The sequence below is a fragment of the Virgibacillus proomii genome, from assembly GCF_900162615.1.
Lineage (GTDB): Bacteria > Bacillota > Bacilli > Bacillales > Amphibacillaceae > Virgibacillus > Virgibacillus proomii.
This window is the reverse complement of sequence record NZ_FUFN01000009.1, coordinates 1003520-1026419: the sequence shown is the minus strand read 5'-3', so window position 1 is coordinate 1026419 and position 22900 is coordinate 1003520. Positions and strand designations below refer to the sequence as shown.

The following is a 22900-nucleotide window of genomic DNA, read 5'->3' as shown; positions in this document are numbered from 1 at the left end:
TCGTAACAATAAAGGATTTATTTTCTTTAACATGTCGTTAATAAAGACATTTATAGCGTTTGTGAAAGCGAAACAGGTTTAAAAGTTTGTATTACTAAAACTACTGCAAAGAAACGAGGAGCAGGAAATATTAAGGCTAAAGTCAGATATGATAAAGTAAAATTCCTAATTAAATGTTTAGGAATTGCTCTATAACAGAATTTTCTTATTTTGCTGTTCGTGCTAAGTGGAATCATATGGTATTTTTAGCGCTTTTTAGAGTTCTATTCAGCATCATTTTCACCTAAAATCATAATAACACTATTTATTATTTCGTAATGATTACTCTTTATTTCATGTATCGGTTCCTTTTATTCCCAAAGATGAACTTTCTTGTATTTTCTAGTATGGATATAGAAAATGCAATCATCGAAATGACCCATAATTAACTAATATACTGCTGAGAATATAAAACAGTAAAAGCTAGAAGCGATCACTTTTTATGTAATCGGTTACATACGTTGTTACGTACTGTGGCAGCGGGGAGGTAATAAAAGTTATCTAAAAATATGCTTGTTAGATGTTTTTATATTGGGAGGGACTTGAAATGAAAGTAAAAGATACCATGGATTTGGGCAATTTTGAATTCCTGTCGCGCTTTAAGGAAGCTGAGTTGGAAGATTTAAAGAATTATTTATTTGAAAGAACATATAAAAAAAATCAATTGTTATTTATGGAAGGCGACCCCCGTGAACGAATCTATTTTTTAAGTGAAGGGTATGTGAAATTAGAAAGATCGAACACAGAAGCTACAAGATTGTATGTGGACTATATAAAACCATACAGTATGTTTCCTTATGGCGGTTTTTTTAAAGATAATTTTTATCATTATTCAGCATGTGCACTAACGAGTATTGTTGTCTATTATATACCCACGAAAATATTGGAAGAAAAAGCAATGGATAATATGGAACATTTATTTGTAATTATCAATCATTTATCAACTATATTAGAGTATCATGAAAATCGCCTCCTAACATTGACCACTTCCAATGTCAGGGATCGGGTTGAACAGTCAATCTTGTGCTTGCTTCATGATTTTGGGTATCATGATGGAAAAAAGATAATTATTGATTTACCAATGACATTAACAGAGCTTGCTAAGTTGACAGGAACTTCACGAGAAACCGTCTCACATATTTATAATGAATTAAAAAGAGAAGGGATTCTGTCTATGGTAGACAAACGGTTGGTTATTTATGATATCAATTATTTTATGCATTAGAAAAACATAAAACTGTAGCGTGTCATTCAAATAATGCCGCAAACATTTAGATATTCCATAGAAAGTGCAGCCGGGAAGCTGTTGTGCTAAAGGTGACACCAATCCAGTTATTTCACCCTTTTAGGCACTTTTTTATTTTCCTTCAAAATAACAGATTAGAGTGCGTGTTCAAAAAAAGGTAAAAAGGATCGAGAAGTTCGAGGCGACGAAGTTTCGAGTAGCTAGAGTATGCTATACAGATATATGAGCACTAGTGAATTTTCCTCGAAACACATTCTCACGCAGGAAAAGGGGGTATCCTTTTCCAAGGAACGGAGAAATAAGCCAATAAAGAAAACTTGGCTTAGCAGCAAGCGAAGCGCAGACGAAAGCCTAGTTGCACTTATACTTAGAACCTAAAAATTTTTACCTACGTTGAATGAAACTTCAACGCTAAAATCTATCCTTCTAACGTACGAAGTAATTCGCTGTGTCATTTTTAGTGCATATTTTGAACAACCTCTTAAAGGTAAAAAATGGAAGAATTCTTAAACAGCATCTCTCCAACAATGCTACAGAGAGTTTTCAACATTTAACCCTTTTTAACTTTTTATTAAACCACTAATGTGAAATAATGAACTTAAATTATAGAACTAATTAAAAAGGAGGATACAACATGAATATCGTTCAAGATACGGAAAAAGCAATAAAAAAGCAATTGGAGCAAGCAGTACTAAAAGTTAAGCTAGTGGATAAAGACTCGGACATCCCACTNGGGATGCACTCTGTAACGTATTAGAAGCAGCTGGATATGAGGTAGAGCGTGAGTATTATATTAATGATGCCGGAAATCAAATTCATAATTTAGCTCTGTCTGTAGAAGCACGTTTTATGCAAGCATTAGGACTAGAAGCAGAGATGCCGGAAGATGGCTATTACGGACAGGATATTATTCAGATAGGGGAAGAATTGGCTACTGAAGAAGGCGATACGTGGCTCCATCAATCGAAGGAAGAACGTTTAGCGTATTTTCGCCAATATGGATTAGAGTATGAATTGAAAAAGATTGAAAACGATTTGCAACGATTTCGGGTCAAATTTGATAACTGGTTTTCGGAAATATCTTTATATAAGGAAGGAAAAGTAAATCAGGCTTTGGATAAAATGCGCAAATCCGGTGAAATATACGAAAAAGACGGCGCAACCTGGTTTCGGACAACAAAATATGGGGACGATAAAGACAGAGTTGTCATTAAATCAGATGGCAGTTATACGTACTTAGCTTCGGATATCGCATATCATAACGATAAGCTGGAGCGGGGTTTTGATAAGCTGATTAATGTTTGGGGAGCCGATCACCATGGGTATGTTCCGCGGATGGAGGCAGCGATTCAAGCGTTAGGGTATCCAAAAGATACATTAGAAACAGCCATTATTCAGATGGTGAACCTATTTGAAGATGGAGAAAGAGTGAAAATGAGTAAGCGATCCGGGAAGGCGTTAACGCTTCGTCAATTAATGGAAGAGGTTGGAGTAGATGCGATGCGCTATATGATGAATACACGTTCCTGTGACACGCATTTAGATTTTGACATTAACCTTGCACGTTCACAATCAAACGAAAACCCTGTTTACTATGTACAGTACGCACATGCACGGATTTGTACACTATTAAATAAAGCAAAAGTAGCGGGGTATTCTTATACGGAGTACGATGCTTCCCTGTTACAGTATTCTAGTGAGAAGGAATTATTAAAGATGCTGGGGGAATTTCCACAGCTTGTGTTAGATGCAGCAGAGAAACGAATACCGCACAAAATAACGCAATATGCTTTTGACTTAGCTTCCGCATTACACAGTTTCTATAACGCAGAAAAAGTGTTGGATGAAACACAATTAGCCTTAACAAAGGCTCGTTTGGCATTGTTGGAAGCTGTTAAAATAACGATTGACAATGCGCTCCGTCTAATTGGTGTGCATGCTCCAGAACAAATGTAAGTAATTCGATAAGTGATGGAAAAAGCCACACCCCTAATTGTGAATAAAATCACAATTAGGGGTGTGGCTTTTTCATGTGGGAGTTGTCTATATTTGCCAGCTGTAATGCGTTAAAATTCACGCTATTTATGTAATCGGTTTCACAACAAGATAATGCATAGAAAACTAAGATAGATAGTGAAAGATATATTATTACCATTTACAGGAGGTTATTCACATGAAACATCCATTACATGTTACGTCAGAAATTGGAGAATTACAGACGGTGTTATTGCATCGTCCAGGCGAAGAAGTAGAAAATTTAACCCCTGAGTATTTGCAACGTTTGCTGTTTGATGATATCCCATATCTGCCTATTATTCAAAAAGAACATGATTACTTTGCGCAGACATTACGAAATCGGGGAGTTGAAGTGCTGTACCTTACAACCTTGTTGACGGAAGCACTTCATACCGAAGATTTAAAAAAGCAATTTGTAACAGATATTTTAAATGAATCCAATGTAAACATTAATGGGTCCTTCCCACAAATTGCTGACTACCTACTATCTTTTGATACAGAAGCAATGGTTAAAAAGATAATGGCAGGTATAAGAAAATCAGAAATTCCATCAGAGAAAAAGACGCACTTGTATGAATTATTACACGACCATTATCCATTTTATCTAGACCCGATGCCAAATCTATATTTTACGAGAGATCCGGCGGCAACGATTGGTAATGGTTTAACCATTAATACAATGAGAGAAGTAGCCAGGAGAAGAGAATCCTTATTCATGAGTTATATCATTCATCATCATCCAAGATACGCAACGTATGATATTCCAATTTGGCTCAACCGAGATTACCCTCATCCAATGGAAGGCGGAGATGAACTCGTCTTGAATAAGGACACTATTGCTATCGGAATTAGTGCAAGAACAGCAGCAAAAGCAATTGAACGACTAGCAATTAACCTTTTTAAAAGACAAACGGATATTAAACGTATTGTTGCTGTTGAAATACCAAAAATAAGAGCATTTATGCATTTAGATACCGTATTTACCATGGTTGATTATGATAAATTTACCATTCATCCAGAAATTCAGAATAAAAAAGGAGAAATGGATATCTATATCCTCGAAAAAGGAGAAGAAGATACGGTAAAAGTTACGCATAAAACAAACCTCATGCAGACGTTAAAAGAGGTATTGGGCCTGAAAGAAGTTGCCTTAATTCCATGTGGTGGGGGAGATGTTATTGCTGCACCAAGAGAACAGTGGAATGATGGGTCCAACACATTGGCCATTGCACCTGGAGTTGTTGTTACGTATGACCGTAACTATGTGTCTAATAAACTACTTCGTGAACATGGTATTGAGGTAATTGAAGTCATTAGCTCGGAGTTATCTAGAGGCCGTGGGGGCCCTCGTTGCATGAGTATGCCACTTGTTCGAAAAGATATTTAACTATATACCTTTATGTGAAAAGTTGATCAACATATTGATAGAAGAAGCAACATCTTGCTTCTTCTATCAAACTACGAGGAGGAAGAAATGATGACTATAACATTAACTGACCAATTAACAGGTAGACATTTTTTAACATTAAAAGATTTTACTGCAGAAGAAATTCATTATTTGCTTGATCTTGCTGCGGATTTAAAAGAGAAGAAAAAAGCCGGTATCTCTCATCGCTATATGGAAGGGCAAAATATTGCCTTATTATTTGAAAAACCATCAACTAGAACACGATGTGCTTTTACAGTGGCTTGTATTGATTTAGGGGCTCACCCAGAGTATTTAGGAAAAAATGATATTCAATTTGGCAAGAAAGAGTCTGTTCGCGATACGGCGATTGTATTAGGAAGGATGTTTGACGGCATAGAATTCCGCGGATTTGAACAGGAAACCGTAAATGGTTTAGCTGAATATTCAGGTGTACCCGTTTGGAATGGTTTAACGAACCAATTTCATCCAACGCAAATTCTTGCTGATTTATTAACCATTAAGGAAAATATTGGTCATTTAAAAGGGGTTAAGCTCGTTTATGTTGGCGATGGCAGAAACAATATGGGCAATAGCTTATTAATTGGTGGGGCAAAAGTTGGGATGGATGTACGAATTTGTTCCCCGGAAGTATTGTTCCCTAAACGAGAAGTTATTGATTATGCCCAAAAAGTGGCTAAAGAATCCGGTGGAAAAATAAGCATCACATCTAATACGGATGAAGCTGTTTCTGGAGCGGATGTTATCTATACAGATGTTTGGGTTTCCATGGGTGAGGAGGACAAATTTAAAGAGCGGATTGAGTTGCTTTCTCCATATCAAGTCAATAAGAAAATGCTTGAAAAAACAGGAAATAAGCAAGTTATGTTCTTGCATTGTTTACCAAGTTTTCATGATTTAGAGACAGAGGTAGGAAGAGAAATTTACGAAAAATTTGGGCTAAAAGAGATGGAGGTAACGGATGACGTCTTTCAGAGTGAAAACTCATTTGTATTTGAGGAAGCCGAAAATAGATTGCATACGATTAAAGCTGTCATGGCTGCAACAAATGGGAGCGTAAAAAGCGAAGAGGGGAAACGACTTTTCTCCCCACTTTTAAAAGAAGGTGAATGAAATGGGTGAAGACGATAAAAAGTTAGGTCTAGTTACGCTAATTGCGCTTGTAGTCGGTTCCATGGTTGGTGGAGGAGCGTTTAACTTAGCAGGGGATATTGCGCTTGGAGCGAATGCTGGAGCTGCTATTATCGGTTGGATAATAACGGGGATTGGAATTATCGCGCTTGCCTTTGTCTTTCAAAATTTAACATTACGAAAACCAGAATTAGATAGTGGTATATATAGTTATGCGAAAGCTGGTTTTGGCACATTTTTAGGATTTAATAGTGCATGGGGATATTGGTTATCTGCATGGCTTGGGAATGTCGCTTATGCAACATTGGTGTTTTCTTCCATTGGCTACTTCATTCCTGTTTTTGAAGGTGGACAAAATGTTGCTAGTATTCTGGGTGCATCTGTTGCCTTATGGTTGGTTCATTTTCTAGTATTACGCGGAATTAGTTCTGCAGCTTTTATTAACACGGTCACGACCATTGCGAAAGTTATTCCGATTTTCCTGTTTATTATTGTAGCTATTATTGCATTTAAATGGGATACATTTACATTTGAATTTTGGGGAAGGGAAGGATTTTCCTGGGGATCTGTTGCTGAACAAGTAAAAAGTACGATGCTGGTAACACTATGGGTATTTATTGGTATTGAAGGCGCAGTGGTAATGTCGGGAAGAGCGAAAAATCGTTCGGATGTAGGAAAAGCAACGGTTATTGGTTTGATTAGCGTGCTGCTTATTTACATTTTAATTTCTTTACTATCCTTAGGAATTATGCCAAGAGAAGAACTAGCAGCATTGCCTAACCCCGCTATGGCGTATGTTATGGAAGCAATTGTTGGAAAATGGGGAGCAATTGTCATTAATCTTGGGCTTATCATTTCTGTTATGGGTGCTTGGCTCGGATGGACGATGTTTGCAGCCGAGTTACCTTATGTTACGGCTAAAGATAATGTATTTCCGAAATGGTTAGCGAAAGAAAATAAAAATAAAGCGCCAGTGAATTCCCTATGGTTAACAAACGGCTTAGTACAATTATTTCTCATTACGCTATTATTCTCAGAAACAGCTTATAACTTTACATTTTCTCTGGCATCTTCAGCTATTTTGATTCCGTATATGCTATCCGCATTTTATCAAGTAAAGCTGACAGTAACAGGAGAAACGTATGAAACGCAACAAAAGCGCAAGAGAGAGAAAGTAGTAGGTCTCATTGCGAGTATTTATGCAATTTGGCTTGTATACGCTGCTGGAATTGATTACTTACTCCTAACGATGCTGTTATATGCACCTGGTATTCTGTTATACAAATGGGCGTTAAAAGAAAATAATATTCAAAAACAGGACACCAAATTAGAAAAAACTTTGATGCTCATCATTGTAGTCTTAGGTGTTATAGCATTAGTTGGATTGATAACTGGAAAAATAAGTATTTAAAAGAATATTTAAAAAGAACACTGCAAATTTTCATTGACTCGTTTTGTTCGGTTCATGTATGAAATATGCTGTTCATAACTACACTGTCACGGGTTTTGAATAAATACAATAGATGGAATCTTCAATCAGTTGGGGATTCATTATCCCTAACTGATTGTTAGAATGAACGGAATCGGGCAATTTGACTTGCAGTTGGATATCGCGCTTTTCCTCCTAGGTTTCACCTCGTAGCATGGAAGGGAAGGTCTTACTGCCAGTTACATGCGGGTTCATAACTGAATTTTAGGAAAAGAGGGATAGATGGATGAAAAATAAACGAATGGTTATCGCCCTTGGCGGAAATGCGATACAGTCTGGCATTGCAACAGCTGAGGCACAACAACAAGCATTAAAACATACAACAGAACAATTAATTCAAATCATTAAACAAGGCTATCAAATTGCTATTACGCACGGGAATGGTCCTCAAGTTGGCAATATTTTATTACAACAAATGGAATCCGATAGTGAAAAAACGCCGGCCATGCCTTTAGATACGTGTGGAGCTATGAGTCAGGGAATGATTGGCTATTGGTTAGAAAATGCAATGGATGAACAACTCAAGCAAGCAGGATTGGACAAGCAAGTAACTGCTATGATAACCCGAGTGGAAGTCGATCCTGACGATGAAGCTTTTCGTCATCCAACCAAACCAATTGGACCTTTTTATTTGGAGTCGGAAGCAAGAAAACAAATGGAAGCGGACGGTGTACGATTTTGTGAGGATGCTGGACGAGGCTTTCGAAAAGTTGTCCCTTCCCCAAAACCGGTAAGTATTTTAGAGCATGCGGTAATTAAGACATTAATCGATAACGGTACCATTGTAATCAGTACTGGAGGTGGAGGTATTCCGGTATATCAAAAGAATAAAAAGATTTTTGGCTTGGAAGCGGTCATTGATAAGGACTTTGCCTCAGAAACGCTAGCGGAATTAATTCATGCAGACACACTCATGATTTTAACAGAGGTGGAACATGTATATGTTCATTACAATTTACCTAATCAACGAGCACTTAAACAAGTAACGACGAAAGAGTTAAAGGAATTCGTAAAGGAAGGTCAATTTGCTGCTGGTAGTATGTTACCAAAAGTAGAGGCTGCGATGGCATTTGCTGAATCGAAGCCAGGTAGAAAATGCATTATTACTTCTTTGGATAAGGCTTTAGAAGCGATACGGGGAAACGCCGGAACGACGATTATAAGCGAATAGAATACACGTTTAAATGAGGGAGAATCTACTACAATTGCGTAACCTTTGATGAATAGATTCTCCCTATTCGTGTATCTGAGAGGAGAATGATGATGGATAAACAAGTACGTCAACGAAAGATACGAGAGCTCGTTCTAACCAAAACCATTCGTACCCAAAAGGAATTGTTGAAGTTATTAAAGCAAGCTGGATGTGACGTTTCACTGTCTACGATCGTAAGAGATATGAAAGAGCTTCATATTATAAAAAAGCATTTTCCTGATGGAAGAAGTTATTATTCTTTATCAGCTAATATAAAGGATTGTATGAAAAATCCGATAAAAAGCTTACAAGCATTATTTGCTGATGCAATTATATCCGTTCATGCTAAAGCCTACTTCGTGATGATCAAGACAATTCCCGGAAATGCAAAAGCGATTGGCTATTTCATGGAGGGTCTAAACTGGAAAGAGGTGAAGGGAGTTATTAGTGGAAATGATCAGTGCTTCCTGCTTTGTCGTACAGAAAAGGAAGCAGAAGATATGAAAAGGAGATGTATTTCCATATGGAATAAAGCTTAAAAGGTTGCTCAAAAAAGGTAAAAATAACATATCGGGTTTTTCAGCAAGCATATCTATCTCAAGACAAGGAAAACGCCACAGCGAATAATCGGATTCTCAGGATAGTACGATTGTAGAAGCTATCACATTTTTATCTTCTTTTTGAACATTACTGATAGGATTAGTTGAACTTTTAAGGAAGGGGAGTACAACATGGATGTCAAGCAAAAATATAGTGGTTTGTTTAGAGGGAAAACACTAAAAACAAAAATTTTAGTTCCATTTATTTTCTTAATACTCTTTGCTGGTGGAATAGTAGCTATTATCAGTTATAATTTTACAATTAAAATGATGGTTAATGAGCTGACAAAGAGTGCTGAAAGTCAAATGTCAAATATGAGCGATACATTTGACATGTTTTTTGCTAATACTGATACGATTCTTAATCAATATACATCGAGTCAGTTAGTATTGGATTATAAATCGAAAAACCGGGATGAATTGTTAGAACGTATGCAGGAAACAAAAGATGCAAATTCGGCAATGACGTTTATCTATGCTGTTGATGAAAAAACGGGTGACATGATTGATCCGACAGCTGATTTAGATGAAGATTATAATCCAAAAGAGCGGCCTTGGTATAAGGAGGCAGTAGCAGCAAGCGGAGAAACGATTTGGACCAGTCCCTACATCGATGAAGGAACAGGAGAAATAGTTTTAACTGCCGCACGTGCTTATTATAAAAAAAATGAATTAAAAGGAGTTTTTGCCGTAGATGTTACTATTAATACATTGATGGATATGGTCCAGACCATGGAAATCGGTGAAACTGGTTATGCAGTTGTATTAGATGAAGCAGGCAACTATATTGCTCATTCAGATAAAGGCAAAATTGGAAAGGCCGCTAATGACGAGCTATTCGGTAAGTTAAACCGGCTGGGAAAGAAAGGATCAGTGGAGTATCAGTTAAACGACGAAGAGAAAATCATGAGTTTTGTGAAAAATACTACTACAAATTGGTTGATAGGCGGTACAGTCGATAAAGCTGAGTTTGCGAAAAAAGCACAATCCATTATTTGGCCAATTGTTATTGCATTAGTCATCGTTATTGGTATTGGTATTATTTTTTCACTATTCATTACATCAAGAATTACGAAACCCATTCAGTTGGTTATGCAGCGGATGAATAAAATTGCCGACGGCGACCTAAGTAACCCGCCATTATCTACTGATTTGCAGGATGAAACGGGGCAGCTTATCATCGCATCTAATAAAATGAGTGAGAATATGCAAGATTTACTTAGTCGTATTCAGACAGCTTCGGAAACAGTTAGTAGTCAAAGTGAAGAATTAACACAGTTTGCCAATGAAGTTAACTCTGGTACAGAGCAGGTGGCAACAACCGTGCAAGAGCTTGCAGCTGGTTCGGAAAATCAAGCCCATAGCACGAATGATCTAGCAAATGGTATGTCTCATTTTATGACCAAAATAAAGGATGCGTATGAAAAAGGTATAGCTGTGGAAGCCAATTCAAAAATAGTTCAGGATTTAACTAAAGATGGAAGCAAGCGAATGCAGGAATCTACTGCACAAATGGATACCATTTATTCGATTGTACATGATGCTGTCGAAAAAGTAGCAGGTTTGGATGAACATGCTAAACGGATTAGTGAATTAATTGCAATGATTCATCGCATTTCAGACCAAACCAACTTACTGGCTTTGAATGCTACGATAGAAGCCGCACGAGCAAGAGAGCATGGAAAAGGCTTTGCCGTAGTAGCTGATGAAATTAGGAAGCTAGCAGAAGAAGTAGATATGTCACTGACAGATATTACAGAGATTGTCACAAGTATTCAGAGCGAATCTGTCAAAGTCACAGATTCATTGCAAACGGGTTATCACGAGGTTGAAGAAGGAACCAGTCACATCCAAACAACATTACAGACGTTTGGGCACATAAAAGAAGCAATCTCGGAAATGGCAAATCATATTATCGTCATGTCCAGCCATTTACATGATATTACTGAAGCTGGTCAAGCCATGAATCGATCTATCGAAGAAGTAGCATCTATTTCACAGGAGGCGGCTGCTGGAGTCGAGGAAGTATCGGCAACAACAGAGCAAACAAGCACTTCTATGGAAGAAGTCGTTCATAGCTCTGAGCGGCTGGAACAATTAGCAGATGATCTTCATCAATTAATCACGAAGTTTAAATTCTAATTTTTAGCCTCATAGTGTTTAACTCAGCGAACAATCATGAACTAGAAATACCCAATTCCTGGAGCGACTCTATCATACCTCATGCCATCTTTTAAATAACGATCTACTGCTTTCTTCTTGAATGTCACATCATATGTCTTATTGATTTTTCCCGGATAAAATCCCCTCCATAGTAGACAGATTAATATGTTTTCTTTTTTCTGTCTACCTATAAGGGGATTATATCATTTTGCTTCTCCTCTTTTTTGGGGACTCGTGAGAAACCAATTCGCAATCCAACCCATAGCTAAATTATAGCCTAAATAAAATCGTCTATAAATATAATAATTAAATAATATATTAATATAATAATATATTTGTGTATTTATATATTTATGGTAAAATATTGGTAGAATAGGATTTAATATTAATTCATTAGACGTCATAGTAAGATAGTTTTTTGTTTTGGGATTAATATTAAACAAATATTTATTGAGGGTGCATTAGTTAAAAGTATTACCAACAACTAAATAATGAGGGAGAGATTTTATCTGTGAAAACTATTAAACGTCCTTTGTCGATTGTAGCTATATTAATTATGTTGATTAATATAGTGCCTAATGTTCTGTTTTCTCCAAATAGCGTAAGCGCCGATACAACGGAAGATAACAATGTCCTATACGTTAAAATTAAAGAGGGCGGAAAGGATTACAGTTATTTTCGAAAAATTGGAAAAACAGATGGCGCAATTCGTGTTGACTATATGGTAGATTCACAAGGTAACCCAGTTTTATGTTTGGAATTTGACAAAGATGTGCCAACGGAAAAAATCAAGTACACTAAAGGCGGAGAGCTAAGTCATCATGTCCAGTACATTGTAGAAGCCTTTCATGGCAAAAATAATGGTAAAAGTCAAATGACAGGTGATACATACAAAAAGTATTTTATCGCTCAAAATGCTATTCGCTTAGTATTAGGTCAAATAGATAAATTAAACAAATCTGAATTAGAAGGTTTCGACATGGGGCATAGAAAAGATACTGCCATAGCTGATAATATCAATAAGCTTGCTGATATGGCTAAGAATTCAAAAAAGCCAGCTAAGCCTTCTTTAGAATCTAGCCTAGCTTTTACTACTAATGATCTTACGTTTACGCAAGGCCAAGATGGTAACTATTATACAGGTTTAACAAGTGTAAAGGCTGATAGTACAGGTACATTAAAAGATTTAAACGTATCTGTTAATAATTCTAAAGTAAGTATTGTAAATGAAAATGGTAAGCATTTAAAGAATGTGGAGCCGAATCAAAAGTTCAAGCTTAAATTACCTAGTAATCATATTGATGGTAACGCTTTATCTGTTGAGCTAAAGGCAAATGCTAATTTCAAGTTAGAATATCCAGTACCTATCAAATGGATAACAACCAATAAACAGTATCAATCTGTTACTGGATATGATTATGAGCATGCGAAGCATAGTAAAAATGCTGAAATTAAAGCAAACCTTCAAGAAATGAAGGGTTCTATCGAAGGTCTAAAAGTTGGCTCTGATAGCAAAAAGCTTGATGGTGTAAAAGTCGGTCTTTTCAACACGAAAGGTGATAAGATCGCTGAAACAGTCACCAAAGATGGCGGAAAGTTCAGCTTCACTAATGTTGACTACGGTAAGGCTGTTGTAAAAGAGATCGCAGGCGTTGATGGCTATGTCGTAAGCAATAAAGAGTACCCTATTGAGATCACCAAAGATGGCCAAGTTGTTAGAGTGGAGATTGAGAATAAGCGCATTAAGGGAGCTGTCGCAGGTTTAAAAGTTGGCTCTGATGGTAAAAAGCTTGATGGTGTAAAAGTCGGTCTTTTCAACACGAAAGGTGATAAGACCGCTGAAACAGTCACCAAAGATGGCGGAAAGTTCAGCTTCACTAACGTTGACTACGGTAAGGCTGTTGTAAAAGAGATCGCAAGTGTTGATGGCTATGTCGTAAGCAATAAAGAGTACCCTATCGAGATCACCAAGGATGGCCAAGTCGTTAAAGTGGAGATTGAGAATAAGCGCATTAAGGGAGCTGCCGCAGGCTTAAAAGTTGGCTCTGATGGCAAAAAGCTTAATGGTGTAAAAGCCGGTCTTTTCAACACGAAAGGCGATAAGACCGCTGAAACAGTCACCAAAGATGGCCAAGCTGATAAAGTTAAAATGGAGAACGAAAAAGAAGTTGAAGTCCTACCGAAAACGGGTGATACTTCAGGAGCTTTACCAATTTTATTAGGAACATTGTTTATTGCGTTTGCTGGTATGATTATATTCATATCTAAACGCAAAAAGAAGAAAGAAGCATAAAACTTCTTAAAGAGGCTGGGACATAACTAAAAGGAGCTGATTAAAAAACGAACCATAAATCGTCCTAGTACTATAGGAAAGTATAAAATTTTAGGGTTTATCCCGCATGTAAGGTGCCGTAAGTTTCCCACTTCAAGAGCCTTTAGTTGATACAAAGGGTCAAAGTGGGAGAAAACGGCACCTAAATGCCCGATTGGTTCAATTAACATTCCGTGTAAAAAGCATTCCACGGAATGAAGTTTCACTTTATCCCGCATGTAAGGTGCCGTAAGTTTCCCACTTCAAGTCCTGAATTGATACAAAAGAGTCTAAGTGGCAAAAAACGGCACCTAAATGCCCGATTGGTTCAAGGGCCTTTAGGTCATACCCTTGTGGTACTAACATTCAGTAGGAGAGGGAAGAAAACTCCTACTGAATGAAGTTTCACTTTATCGTATAAGAAAAACTACGGCTTTCGCTAGGGATTTGGCGATAAGCCAAGCTTTTCTAATGTATACGCAAGTTTTTAGCGTAGTCAACATATGTAGACTCCTCCTGGGAATAGATCGAGCTAGAGATCCCACAGGAAAGCGATCTTTGCTTTCCGAGGAAGCTTTAGGCCGTGCCCGCGGAAAGCGAAATATGTTGACGTAGCGAGGGTAGGAATTTTTTTAACAAAAACAAACCGAACAATTATAAATGAATTGTTCGGTTTTTGCTATTTCGTATTTGCTTATGTCCCAGCCTCTCTTACGTTGACGGCAGTCGTACCTTGTGTAGCTTTGTTACACAAATGAATTGTTAAAAGTTGGAGAACGTTACCTAGGTAAAAACGACTCCCGAGTCCCAGAAGATTCATATCTTGAAGGTGAAAGTCCTTCCTTGGGAGTGCTGGTACAACCCAAGAAGCCTAATCTAGGTCATCATCATGAGGTGTTGTCTGAAGGAGATGCAGGAAACCGAGAGGACTGTAGGCGGATAAGTAGACTCAAACGAATAGTGAACTACAGAGGCGGGGATAAGTTGACGACTATCCGTAAATAATGGGAAGTTTTCCTCATAGGTGTCTTTTGCCAAAGAACCAGCCGACAAATGGAAACTTAATCTGTGAGAGGTAGTGGGTATGTTTAGAAAGGAAAGTATAAAATAAAAAAGAAATGAGGGAAAAGTAATGAGCAAGTGGAAAAAAATCTTAGTGAGTATATTACTTACTGTTGGTATAATCTTCCTTTTTAGTCCTGCTATAAAAAATGCTATAATTGACGGTAAGATAGACAAAACAATGAACAGAATTACGAATGATTTAAAGCAAGCTGACCTTTATAATAATCGTAAAAACAATAATGAAAAAACGGAGCCTGTTCATGATTTACCAAGTGAATTAGACGTTTTAAAAAGTCTTGATTATGAAGGTAACCCAGTAGCTTTCTTATACATTCCTAGTACGAATCTACAGTTACCGATATATGGTGCTGTCAACAACGAAAGTCTGTTACATGGTGCAGCTGAAATGAAAGATTATAATACATTAGGAAAAGGTAATTACGCTATCGCAGGACACCGTATGCGTAAGAGGGGTTTGCTATTTCATGATATACCACGCCTAAATATTGGTGATGTGGTATATGTAACAGATAAAGATACAGTATATGAATATAAGGTGAATTCGTCTGAAATAATAAAAGAGGATGAAACGGAAGTAGTTGCAGAAAGAGGAAAAGACGAAATAACTTTACTTACATGCGATATTCCTAGCGAACCTTTTAATCGAGTGGCTGTAAAAGGAGACCTGATAGGTAGTTTTCAATATTCGGATGATTTCATCTCTAATTCAAACAAAAAATAAATGACTCAAAAATAGAAAGTAATGTCTTGATAATGCATATAAAATATCCGATATATTATATGACATAATAATCAATTGTTGATAGGCGAATACCTTGAAAGGAGAAAGTCAGTTAATGATTAATGAAAAACAGATAAGTAAAGGTGGTAAGAACAAGAGTTTAGCAGTAGATCCTTATGTTCATCATGAGTATAAGAAATTAGCGGCTTATACTAATAGAACAGCAAAAGACTTACTTGAAATAGGACTAGAGTTGTTAAAGGAGAAATATAATTATCGTGATTACGGAAATATGGATTAATTAAAAAGGCACTTGAAAAATTATTTCAAGTACCTTTTATAATCTCTCGATCTTAAAGCTATAATAATGAAAAATATTAGTAGTAAGCAATTTCACTTTCGCTGTATCCCTAACACCCTTGTATAATTGCAACTCCCTTTGTTCCGCTATAGGAAAGTATAAAATTTTAGGGTTTATAGTATAAGAAAAACTACAGCCTTCGCTAAAGACTGGCGACAAGCCAATTTTTTCTAAAAAATCTTTCGGTAAATACGTTATTTTAATTTCTGCAAATTCTTAACAGAGCAATTTCCTTTTCTTTAACTGATAAGGAATTTAGCGGCTCTACATTTTTAACAAAATTATTTTTCCGCCAAATATCATGCAAATATATCGTCTCCTAAATCCTCTATTCCTGATCATGTGCTCGTTTTTGGTTGGGTACTATTATTAGTTGATGTACCCCTCTTTAGTTTTGTCTACCTCAACTTCAACTGTTGGTTCGGGGTGAATAGCTTAGGTGTAGTTTGTGACTCATCCCAGAATGGTTTTGTCTATCTTTTTTATCAATTGTTTGTAAATTAAAACTAAAGTATATGAAAGCAAAAATCGTAAGAAAAAAGTGAAAGAGGTGTTAGTGCTATAAGTAGGATTTATCTATCAAGGAGTAATCTAAGGGCTTGTACGATGAGCTACCAAAGGAGGTACAATGGTGAATCATCTAATTAAAATAGAACACTATTTGAAACACCCAAAGGAACGGCAAAAGCTCCTGCTTGGTTTGGGCGATAGATGTCTGCATATAAAGTAGTTCCATCTCGCATCGTACAAGGAACATTTTTTTCTAACAAAATGCTTGTCATAATAGTCTTCCTCGTGGATTGTTATATTGGATAGCACATAAAATATAAAAAGCCCATGATTGATCTTGGGCTTTTTATGCTATAAACGGCTACAGTTTCTTTTATTTCACATGTAAGCTGGTCCTCTCAGACTGCCATTTAAGGGAGCCTGAGGAGAACAAAAAAGTCTAAGTGGAGATAACGGCATCTAAATGTCCGATTCGTCCAATAGGTGGTACCCTTGTGGTGCTAACCATCAGTGGGAGATGATAGAAAGTCCTACTAATGGAAAATTCATTCTACCTCGGCGTGAGCCGTTTTTCTAACCAACCCATACCTAAGTCAGCAATAACCGCCATTAATGCAGTTGGGATGGCACCTGCCAGGATAATTGCGGTGCCGTCAGATACGTTCGTTCCACGGATGATAATATTACCTAAACCGCCACCACCAATAAAAGCACCAATCGTTGCAATACTGATACTAATGACTAAAGCTGTTCTTAATCCAGCCATGATAACAGACAATGCAAGTGGTAATTCCACCATGCGCAGTAATTGAAATTTAGTCATGCCCATGCCACGCCCCGACTCAATCAATGCTTGATCGACATTACGGATTCCAGTATACGTATTACGAACAATTGGCAAAAGCGAATATAAAAATAACGAAGCAACCACTGTGTTTGGTCCCAGTCCCAAGACAAGCATGAGGACTGCCAGCATAGCTAAAGCAGGAATTGTTTGGATAATATTCGTAAAAGAAAATACCCACTTGCTTAATTTCGCATGTCTGGCGATGAAAATGCCAACAGGAATAGCAGCAATGGCGGCAAACAAAACACCGTAGGCAGACATTAGAAAGTGCCGGTAGAACTCTTCCCATACATAGGAGTAGTTTTGTGCGTAATAGTTCCATAACTCGGTTAATGTTTGCAAGAAATCACCTTCTCTCCTTAATCTTCAAAGTAATTGTTTTTTTCAAGAAATTCCTTGGCGACTACATATGGTTCTTTCATTTTCACATCTGCTTCGTAGTTCATATATCTCATCGTGTCTTCATCAATTTTTCCAGCTAACGATTCAAGAACTTTACGGACTTCTGGGTGGCTTTTCAATAGATCATTTCGCGCAACTGGAGAAGCATCATACGGCGGGAAAAAATTCTTATCATCTTCTAAGTTTACGAGATTAAATTCTTCAATTCGGCCATCCGTTGTATAGGCTAAAACAACATCCATTTCGCCGCTGGCTACAGCTTGATAAACAAGGCCAATTTGCATCGGATACGTTTTTCCGAATTCAAAGCCATATGTTTTAATAAAGCCTTGATAGCCGTCCCCTTCACGATTAAGCCAAGCATTATCTACCCCTAATCGTAAGTCAGTTGCATAAGGTTCAATATCAGAAACCTTTTTTAAGTTCTTTTCTTTTGCCAACTCACTAGTAACGGTGAATGTATAGGAGTTTTCAAATCCATATGGGTCAAACCATGTTTGATCAAATCGTTTTTGAAATTCACGCTGGACAATTTTTAATGCTTCATCTGTATCGGTAACAAGCTCCATTTGCAAGGTACCCGGTAAGTCTGTTCCAGTATACCTGGTTCCTGTAATGTCTACTTCTCCCTGTTCAAGTGCCTGATGCTGCACAATGGACGAGCCCATATTTCCGATAATTTCGGCTTTGTAATCTGTCTTATGCTCAATTAATTGTTTAATTATATATGCTACCGTCATTGATTCTGACGTATTAAGTGCACCAATTTTTATAGTGTCTGTTGATGAACCACTAAGTCCGGGTAAGGAACATCCATTTAAAAGGAGTAATGCCAAGATCATCATTGTAATAATGATTCGTTTCTTCCCTTGTTTAACCAATGTACGTATCCTCCTTTCTAAGCAGCCTCTGATGAATTTCGAATTCCTTTAGGAGTCAATCGTTCCTCTAAACGACCTAGTAAATAATCAATGATTAATGCGAGTAACGTAGTTGGGATGGCTCCTGCTAGGATAAATTCCGTTTTAAATAAATTTAGTCCGTCAAAAATAAAATCTCCTAATCCGCCTGCACCGATATATGATGCAAGCGTAGCCCAACCGATTAAATAAACGGTTGATAATCGTATACCTGCCATAATAACCGGCATTGCCAATGGTATTTCTACCATGCGGATGCGTTCCCAACCAGTCATTCCCATACCAAGACCTGCTTCTAATATACTATCATTCAGGTTGTAGACTCCTATATAGGTATTACGTAAAATGGGGAGGAGCGAGTAGAAAAATAGAGCGGTAATGGCGGGAACCTTTCCAATTCCTAAAAGTGGAATAAAAAAAGCCAGTATCGCTAAGGTAGGGAATGTTTGAATGATGCCGACTAAGGACATTATTTTATCGGCAACTTTAGGGATACGGGTTAACGTAATACCGAGTGGAACGGCTACTAGGATACCTAAAGATATGGAGATAATGGAAATGTAAAGGTGTTCCCAAGCTTTAAATAATAATTGATCCCCATAATCAGCGAAAAATGTTTGTAATGTCTCCACGTAATCACTTCCTTCGTTTTGTGGTACATTCCTAAAAATGGTCCAGCCTGTTCACTGAAGCATTTTCCTTATTCATGTTAAAGGGTGTGTGAGATGATGTTCTTTATTACTCGTCATTTCCCCAAATAGAATCATATACAATATTAGCTAAGCTTGCCCGTGTCACAATTCCAGTAAGCTTGTTTTGTTCATCTACGACAGGAACATAGCGAAAGCCGTTACGCAAAATTTTGTGAACGGAATCACGTAGCAAGGCATGTTGGTCTACTTTATAAATATCCGTTTGCATAATTTGTTTTATATTCCCTTGTTTTCGTCTGTTTTGTTCAATCATTTCAATATCAATCATACCTTTTAAAACATTAGCGGTATCCACTACTAACAAGGAATCTACTTTGTGGTTTTTCATGATCTTGATAGCTTCAGAAATAGTGTTTTTCTCGTCAATGGTAATTGGATGTTCGTTCATAATTTGTGCGACAGTTTGTAAATTTGGTCTAGATTCAATGAGACGATGTTTTCCAATAAATTCCTCTACAAACTCATCCGCTGGGTTACTTAATATTTCTTCTGGTGTGCCAACCTGGACAATTTTTCCTTGACGCATAATCACAATCCGATCTGCAAGCTTGATTGCTTCATCCATATCATGGGTAACAAAAACGATTGTTTTGCCAAGCGATTGTTGCAGCTTTTTAAATTCATCCTGCAACCCATCTCGTGTAATAGGATCCAATGCACCAAAAGGCTCGTCCATTAAAATAAGTGGAGGATCAGCAGCAAGTGCTCGTAATACACCAATCCGTTGTTGTTGACCGCCACTTAATTCATTCGGATAACGATCTAAATATTCTGTACGCATATTGACTAATTGTAATAATTCCTCTGCACGTGCACGACGTTTATCCTCAGGCCAATGAAGTAGTTTTGGTACGAGAGAAATATTTTCTGCGATTGTCATATGAGGGAACAAACCGATTTGCTGAATAACGTAGCCAATGGACCTTCTTAACTCTACTTCATCTTGTTCGTTAATATTTTTACCGTTTATATAAATAGTACCTTCTGTTGTTTCAATTAATCGGTTAATCATCTTCATCGTTGTTGTTTTACCACAACCGCTTGGCCCGATAAATACGATGAATTCACCGCTGTCTATTTCCAGATTGATATTGTCGACTGCTTTTGTTCCGCCTTCATACACTTTTGAAACATGATCAAATTTAAGCAAAACAAAGCACCCCCTTCATATTTTTCTTGATCTTTTCACCGCCTTATAGACCTAAAGTAATTATAGAAGAATGCAAATTAAAACAAAACCAGCAAAGCCCTTCATAATCTTTGTAAAATGTATAAAAAATATATTTTACACATTTTATACTCGATTATTCGTATAATTGCTTTATTTTGCTATAAAATAGTCAACATTTGGCTTTTTTGTTTTTGAAAAAATTATGGTATATTAGCTTTTACAATAGTACAATTCAAGGGGTAAATAGGTATGGAAAAGCTTGCAGACCAAATGGAAATGTTAGAAAATGAAATGATTGAAAAAATAGCCGATAATGTGCATACTTTTGGAGTCTCTAAAACGGTTGGCAGGGTATTTGGGATTATTTGCATGCGGAAGGAGCCAATGACGCTCGAACAATTGTCTGAAGCAATGGGAATGAGTAAAATGCGGATGAGTCAAGTGGTTCGTGAGATGATAGAACTAAATATCGCTGAAAAAGTTTTTGTCAAAGGTGTACGCAAAGATTTAATTAAAGTAGATAATGACTATTATCAAACATTTATCACTTTGTTTTCTGCTAATTGGCGTAAAACCATTAGTAAAAGCAGATTACAAGAGCACAATCTGCGCAGACAATTAGTGAAACTGCAAGAAGAGGCACTCCCGAGTAAGGAAGTAGAAGCCCAGATAAATATATTATTAGAGGAAATCAAAAAATCACTAGACTATTATAATTGGATTAGCCGTTTAATAGAATTTTTTGAGTCCGGTGAAATTTTTAAGTATGTACCAAAGGGGCAGGATTAAGCCTCTTTAATTGATGGTAAAGTGAATATACCATAGGAAAAACGTAATCCCCTTTTGAAGCGGATCTGTTTATAGCAGATCCGTTTTTTGCTGTATAAATATCAGGGTAGAGTGGTTTCTAAGGTGCCTAACAAATGACACATAGTAAAAATGAAGTATGGCTACTATCGTTTTATTAGTAAATGGCATTTGTTGGAGATGCTCAAAAAGTCTAATCCAGAATAATCTAGTGAATGTGTTGTTGCTTTGGTTCTCTATACTTTTATTCAACCACATATTGCCCTTCAAAAGCCATGTTATCTGAAGCTAGAGAAAGTATACTTACTTGCTTATTGGAAATAAATAACCAGAGCAGAAAAAAGCTTTTCCTACTAGGGAGGAAAATGTTTATTTGCTGGCCAAAACCGTTTTCATATATAGTTAAGCTGTAGCAAACAAGTAAAAAACTTCACAATAGGAGGTCGCCATGAAAAGCTCAAAAGTTCAAGAAACTTTAATGAAATGGCTGATGCCAATCGCAAATAAAGTTGAACAGCAGAAGCACCTACAAGCAATCAAAGACGGAATGATTGCAATTATACCAATTATCATTATAGGATCGTTTTTTATTTTGCCAATAGCATTTATGAATGTGTTTCCAAGTGGTCCTATCCATGATTTTTTTGCAAATAATATTGAAATTCTAACCTATCCAGATAAGTTTACGAATGGATTATTATCCATTTATGCAGCGTTTTTTATTGCCAATTCTTTAGCTAAGAAATATGGGTTAAAATCATCCCAATATGGTATTACAGCAATTATTACTCATGTGATTTTAAGTGGGGTAATTACAGAGTCTGGCTTAGATATAACTTATTTAGGAGCTCAGGGGCTATTTGTAAGTATTATCTCTGCCATCTTAACCGTAGAAATAACCCGATTTATGATTAATAAGAAAATGGTTGTCAGACTTCCATCTAGTGTGCCACAAATGGTTGGGGATAGCTTTAGTAACTTATTTCCAATGGTTGTAAACATTATTATTGCAACGGCGATAGCCATTATTTCAACAAAACTAGGAGATGTGGCTTTTCCACAAGTAATTATGAACGTTTTAGCGCCAGCTATTAGTTCGATGGATAGTTTACCATCATTATTAATTGTTATCTTTTTAACTCAGTTTTTATGGTTTTTCGGTTTACACGGACCGGCAATTACTTCAGCAGTCTGGGCACCATTTGCAATAACATATCAAGCGGAAAATATTGCCGCTTATAGCGCTGGCGCCGAAGTAACTCACATCTTTACGTTTGGGTTATACTATAACATATTACAAGTAACAGGATCGGGGTTAACGCTTGGTTTAGTGTTATTAATGATGCGATCAAGAGCAAAGAACTTAAATGCGATTGGTAAGGTTTCTATTATACCTTCACTATTTGGAATTAATGAACCACTCATATTTGGTGCACCAATCATATTAAACCCATTTATGTTCATTCCTTTTGTATTCGGACCGTTACTTATAACCATACTAACGTATTTTGCAATGACTACTGGTCTTATTGGCATGCCAATTGCCAACCCGCCAGGATTTTTGCCACCTGGAGTGGGAGCATTTTTAATGACATTAGATTGGAAAGCTGTGGTCTTCGTTTTTGTCAGCTTAATCATAATGACATTGATTTATTTTCCATTCTTTAAAGCCATGGAAAGCAATGAGTTGAAAAAAGAAAAGGAAAAAACAGCTTAAGTTATATGTATTAAGTAAGGGGACGTACGAAGT

Annotated in this window: 17 protein-coding genes and 1 pseudogene; 13 read left to right on the top strand and 5 right to left on the bottom strand. The window is 36.9% G+C overall.

Features of this window, described 5'->3' with window-relative positions:
• Positions 1 to 586 precede the first annotated feature (586 nt).
• From BN1066_RS07255 to BN1066_RS07205, 11 genes and pseudogenes are all read left to right on the top strand, one after another.
• Positions 587 to 1264, top strand: coding sequence for a Crp/Fnr family transcriptional regulator (locus BN1066_RS07255; RefSeq protein WP_245799725.1), 678 nt, complete (start codon positions 587 to 589; stop codon positions 1262 to 1264).
• A 741-nt stretch (positions 1265 to 2005) separates the two neighbouring features.
• Positions 2006 to 3241, top strand: a pseudogene (gene argS / locus BN1066_RS07250) (arginine--tRNA ligase); the annotation flags it as partial.
• A gap of 217 nt (positions 3242 to 3458) precedes the next feature.
• Positions 3459 to 4688 (top strand): arginine deiminase, encoded by a 1230-nt coding sequence (arcA, locus tag BN1066_RS07245; protein ID WP_077318767.1) that lies wholly within the window; start codon positions 3459 to 3461, stop codon positions 4686 to 4688.
• Positions 4689 to 4778: 90 nt separating this feature from the next.
• Positions 4779 to 5840, top strand: a complete 1062-nt coding sequence (gene argF / locus BN1066_RS07240; protein WP_077318766.1) for an ornithine carbamoyltransferase — start codon at positions 4779 to 4781, stop codon at positions 5838 to 5840.
• Between the two features lies 1 nt (position 5841).
• The gene (gene arcD / locus BN1066_RS07235; RefSeq protein WP_077318765.1) at positions 5842 to 7269 is read left to right on the top strand and encodes an arginine-ornithine antiporter; all 1428 of its coding nucleotides are present in this window, start codon (positions 5842 to 5844) and stop codon (positions 7267 to 7269) included.
• Between the two features lie 304 nt (positions 7270 to 7573).
• The gene (gene arcC / locus BN1066_RS07230; RefSeq protein WP_077318764.1) at positions 7574 to 8518 is read left to right on the top strand and encodes a carbamate kinase; all 945 of its coding nucleotides are present in this window, start codon (positions 7574 to 7576) and stop codon (positions 8516 to 8518) included.
• Positions 8519 to 8610: 92 nt separating this feature from the next.
• Positions 8611 to 9078 carry an arginine repressor gene (locus tag BN1066_RS07225; protein WP_179104313.1) on the top strand — a complete coding sequence of 156 codons (468 nt, stop codon included), beginning with the start codon at positions 8611 to 8613 and terminating at the stop codon, positions 9076 to 9078.
• Positions 9079 to 9270: 192 nt separating this feature from the next.
• A complete protein-coding gene (locus BN1066_RS07220; RefSeq protein WP_077318762.1) occupies positions 9271 to 11280 on the top strand; it encodes a methyl-accepting chemotaxis protein in 2010 nt (669 codons plus the stop codon).
• A gap of 532 nt (positions 11281 to 11812) precedes the next feature.
• Positions 11813 to 13594, top strand: a complete 1782-nt coding sequence (locus BN1066_RS07215) for a prealbumin-like fold domain-containing protein (RefSeq protein WP_077318761.1) — start codon at positions 11813 to 11815, stop codon at positions 13592 to 13594.
• A gap of 1150 nt (positions 13595 to 14744) precedes the next feature.
• Complete coding sequence (locus tag BN1066_RS07210) at positions 14745 to 15419, top strand: class A sortase (protein WP_077318760.1); 675 nt, start codon at positions 14745 to 14747, stop codon at positions 15417 to 15419.
• A 115-nt stretch (positions 15420 to 15534) separates the two neighbouring features.
• Positions 15535 to 15720 carry a hypothetical protein gene (locus BN1066_RS07205; protein ID WP_077318759.1) on the top strand — a complete coding sequence of 62 codons (186 nt, stop codon included), beginning with the start codon at positions 15535 to 15537 and terminating at the stop codon, positions 15718 to 15720.
• A gap of 704 nt (positions 15721 to 16424) precedes the next feature.
• Here BN1066_RS07205 and BN1066_RS20155 read toward each other — a convergent pair.
• The 5 genes from BN1066_RS20155 to BN1066_RS07185 all read right to left on the bottom strand — a co-directional run bounded on the left by BN1066_RS20155 (position 16425) and on the right by BN1066_RS07185 (position 20322).
• Entirely contained in the window at positions 16425 to 16562 is a 138-nt protein-coding gene (locus BN1066_RS20155) for a hypothetical protein (RefSeq protein WP_179104312.1), read from the bottom strand.
• Positions 16563 to 16840: 278 nt separating this feature from the next.
• The gene (locus BN1066_RS07200; protein WP_077318758.1) at positions 16841 to 17479 is read right to left on the bottom strand and encodes an ABC transporter permease; all 639 of its coding nucleotides are present in this window, start codon (positions 17477 to 17479) and stop codon (positions 16841 to 16843) included.
• A gap of 17 nt (positions 17480 to 17496) precedes the next feature.
• Positions 17497 to 18384: an osmoprotectant ABC transporter substrate-binding protein gene (locus tag BN1066_RS07195; RefSeq protein ID WP_077318942.1), complete on the bottom strand. Its 888-nt coding sequence runs from the start codon at positions 18382 to 18384 to the stop codon at positions 17497 to 17499.
• A gap of 53 nt (positions 18385 to 18437) precedes the next feature.
• Positions 18438 to 19091 (bottom strand): ABC transporter permease, encoded by a 654-nt coding sequence (locus BN1066_RS07190; protein ID WP_077318757.1) that lies wholly within the window; start codon positions 19089 to 19091, stop codon positions 18438 to 18440.
• A 106-nt stretch (positions 19092 to 19197) separates the two neighbouring features.
• A complete protein-coding gene (locus BN1066_RS07185; RefSeq protein WP_077318756.1) occupies positions 19198 to 20322 on the bottom strand; it encodes a betaine/proline/choline family ABC transporter ATP-binding protein in 1125 nt (374 codons plus the stop codon).
• Between the two features lie 270 nt (positions 20323 to 20592).
• Here BN1066_RS07185 and BN1066_RS07180 point away from each other — a divergent pair, with 270 nt between their 5' ends.
• Positions 20593 to 21132 carry a GbsR/MarR family transcriptional regulator gene (locus BN1066_RS07180; RefSeq protein ID WP_077318755.1) on the top strand — a complete coding sequence of 180 codons (540 nt, stop codon included), beginning with the start codon at positions 20593 to 20595 and terminating at the stop codon, positions 21130 to 21132.
• Between the two features lie 466 nt (positions 21133 to 21598).
• Positions 21599 to 22867 (top strand): PTS sugar transporter subunit IIC, encoded by a 1269-nt coding sequence (locus tag BN1066_RS07175; protein WP_218668066.1) that lies wholly within the window; start codon positions 21599 to 21601, stop codon positions 22865 to 22867.
• Positions 22868 to 22900 lie beyond the last annotated feature (33 nt).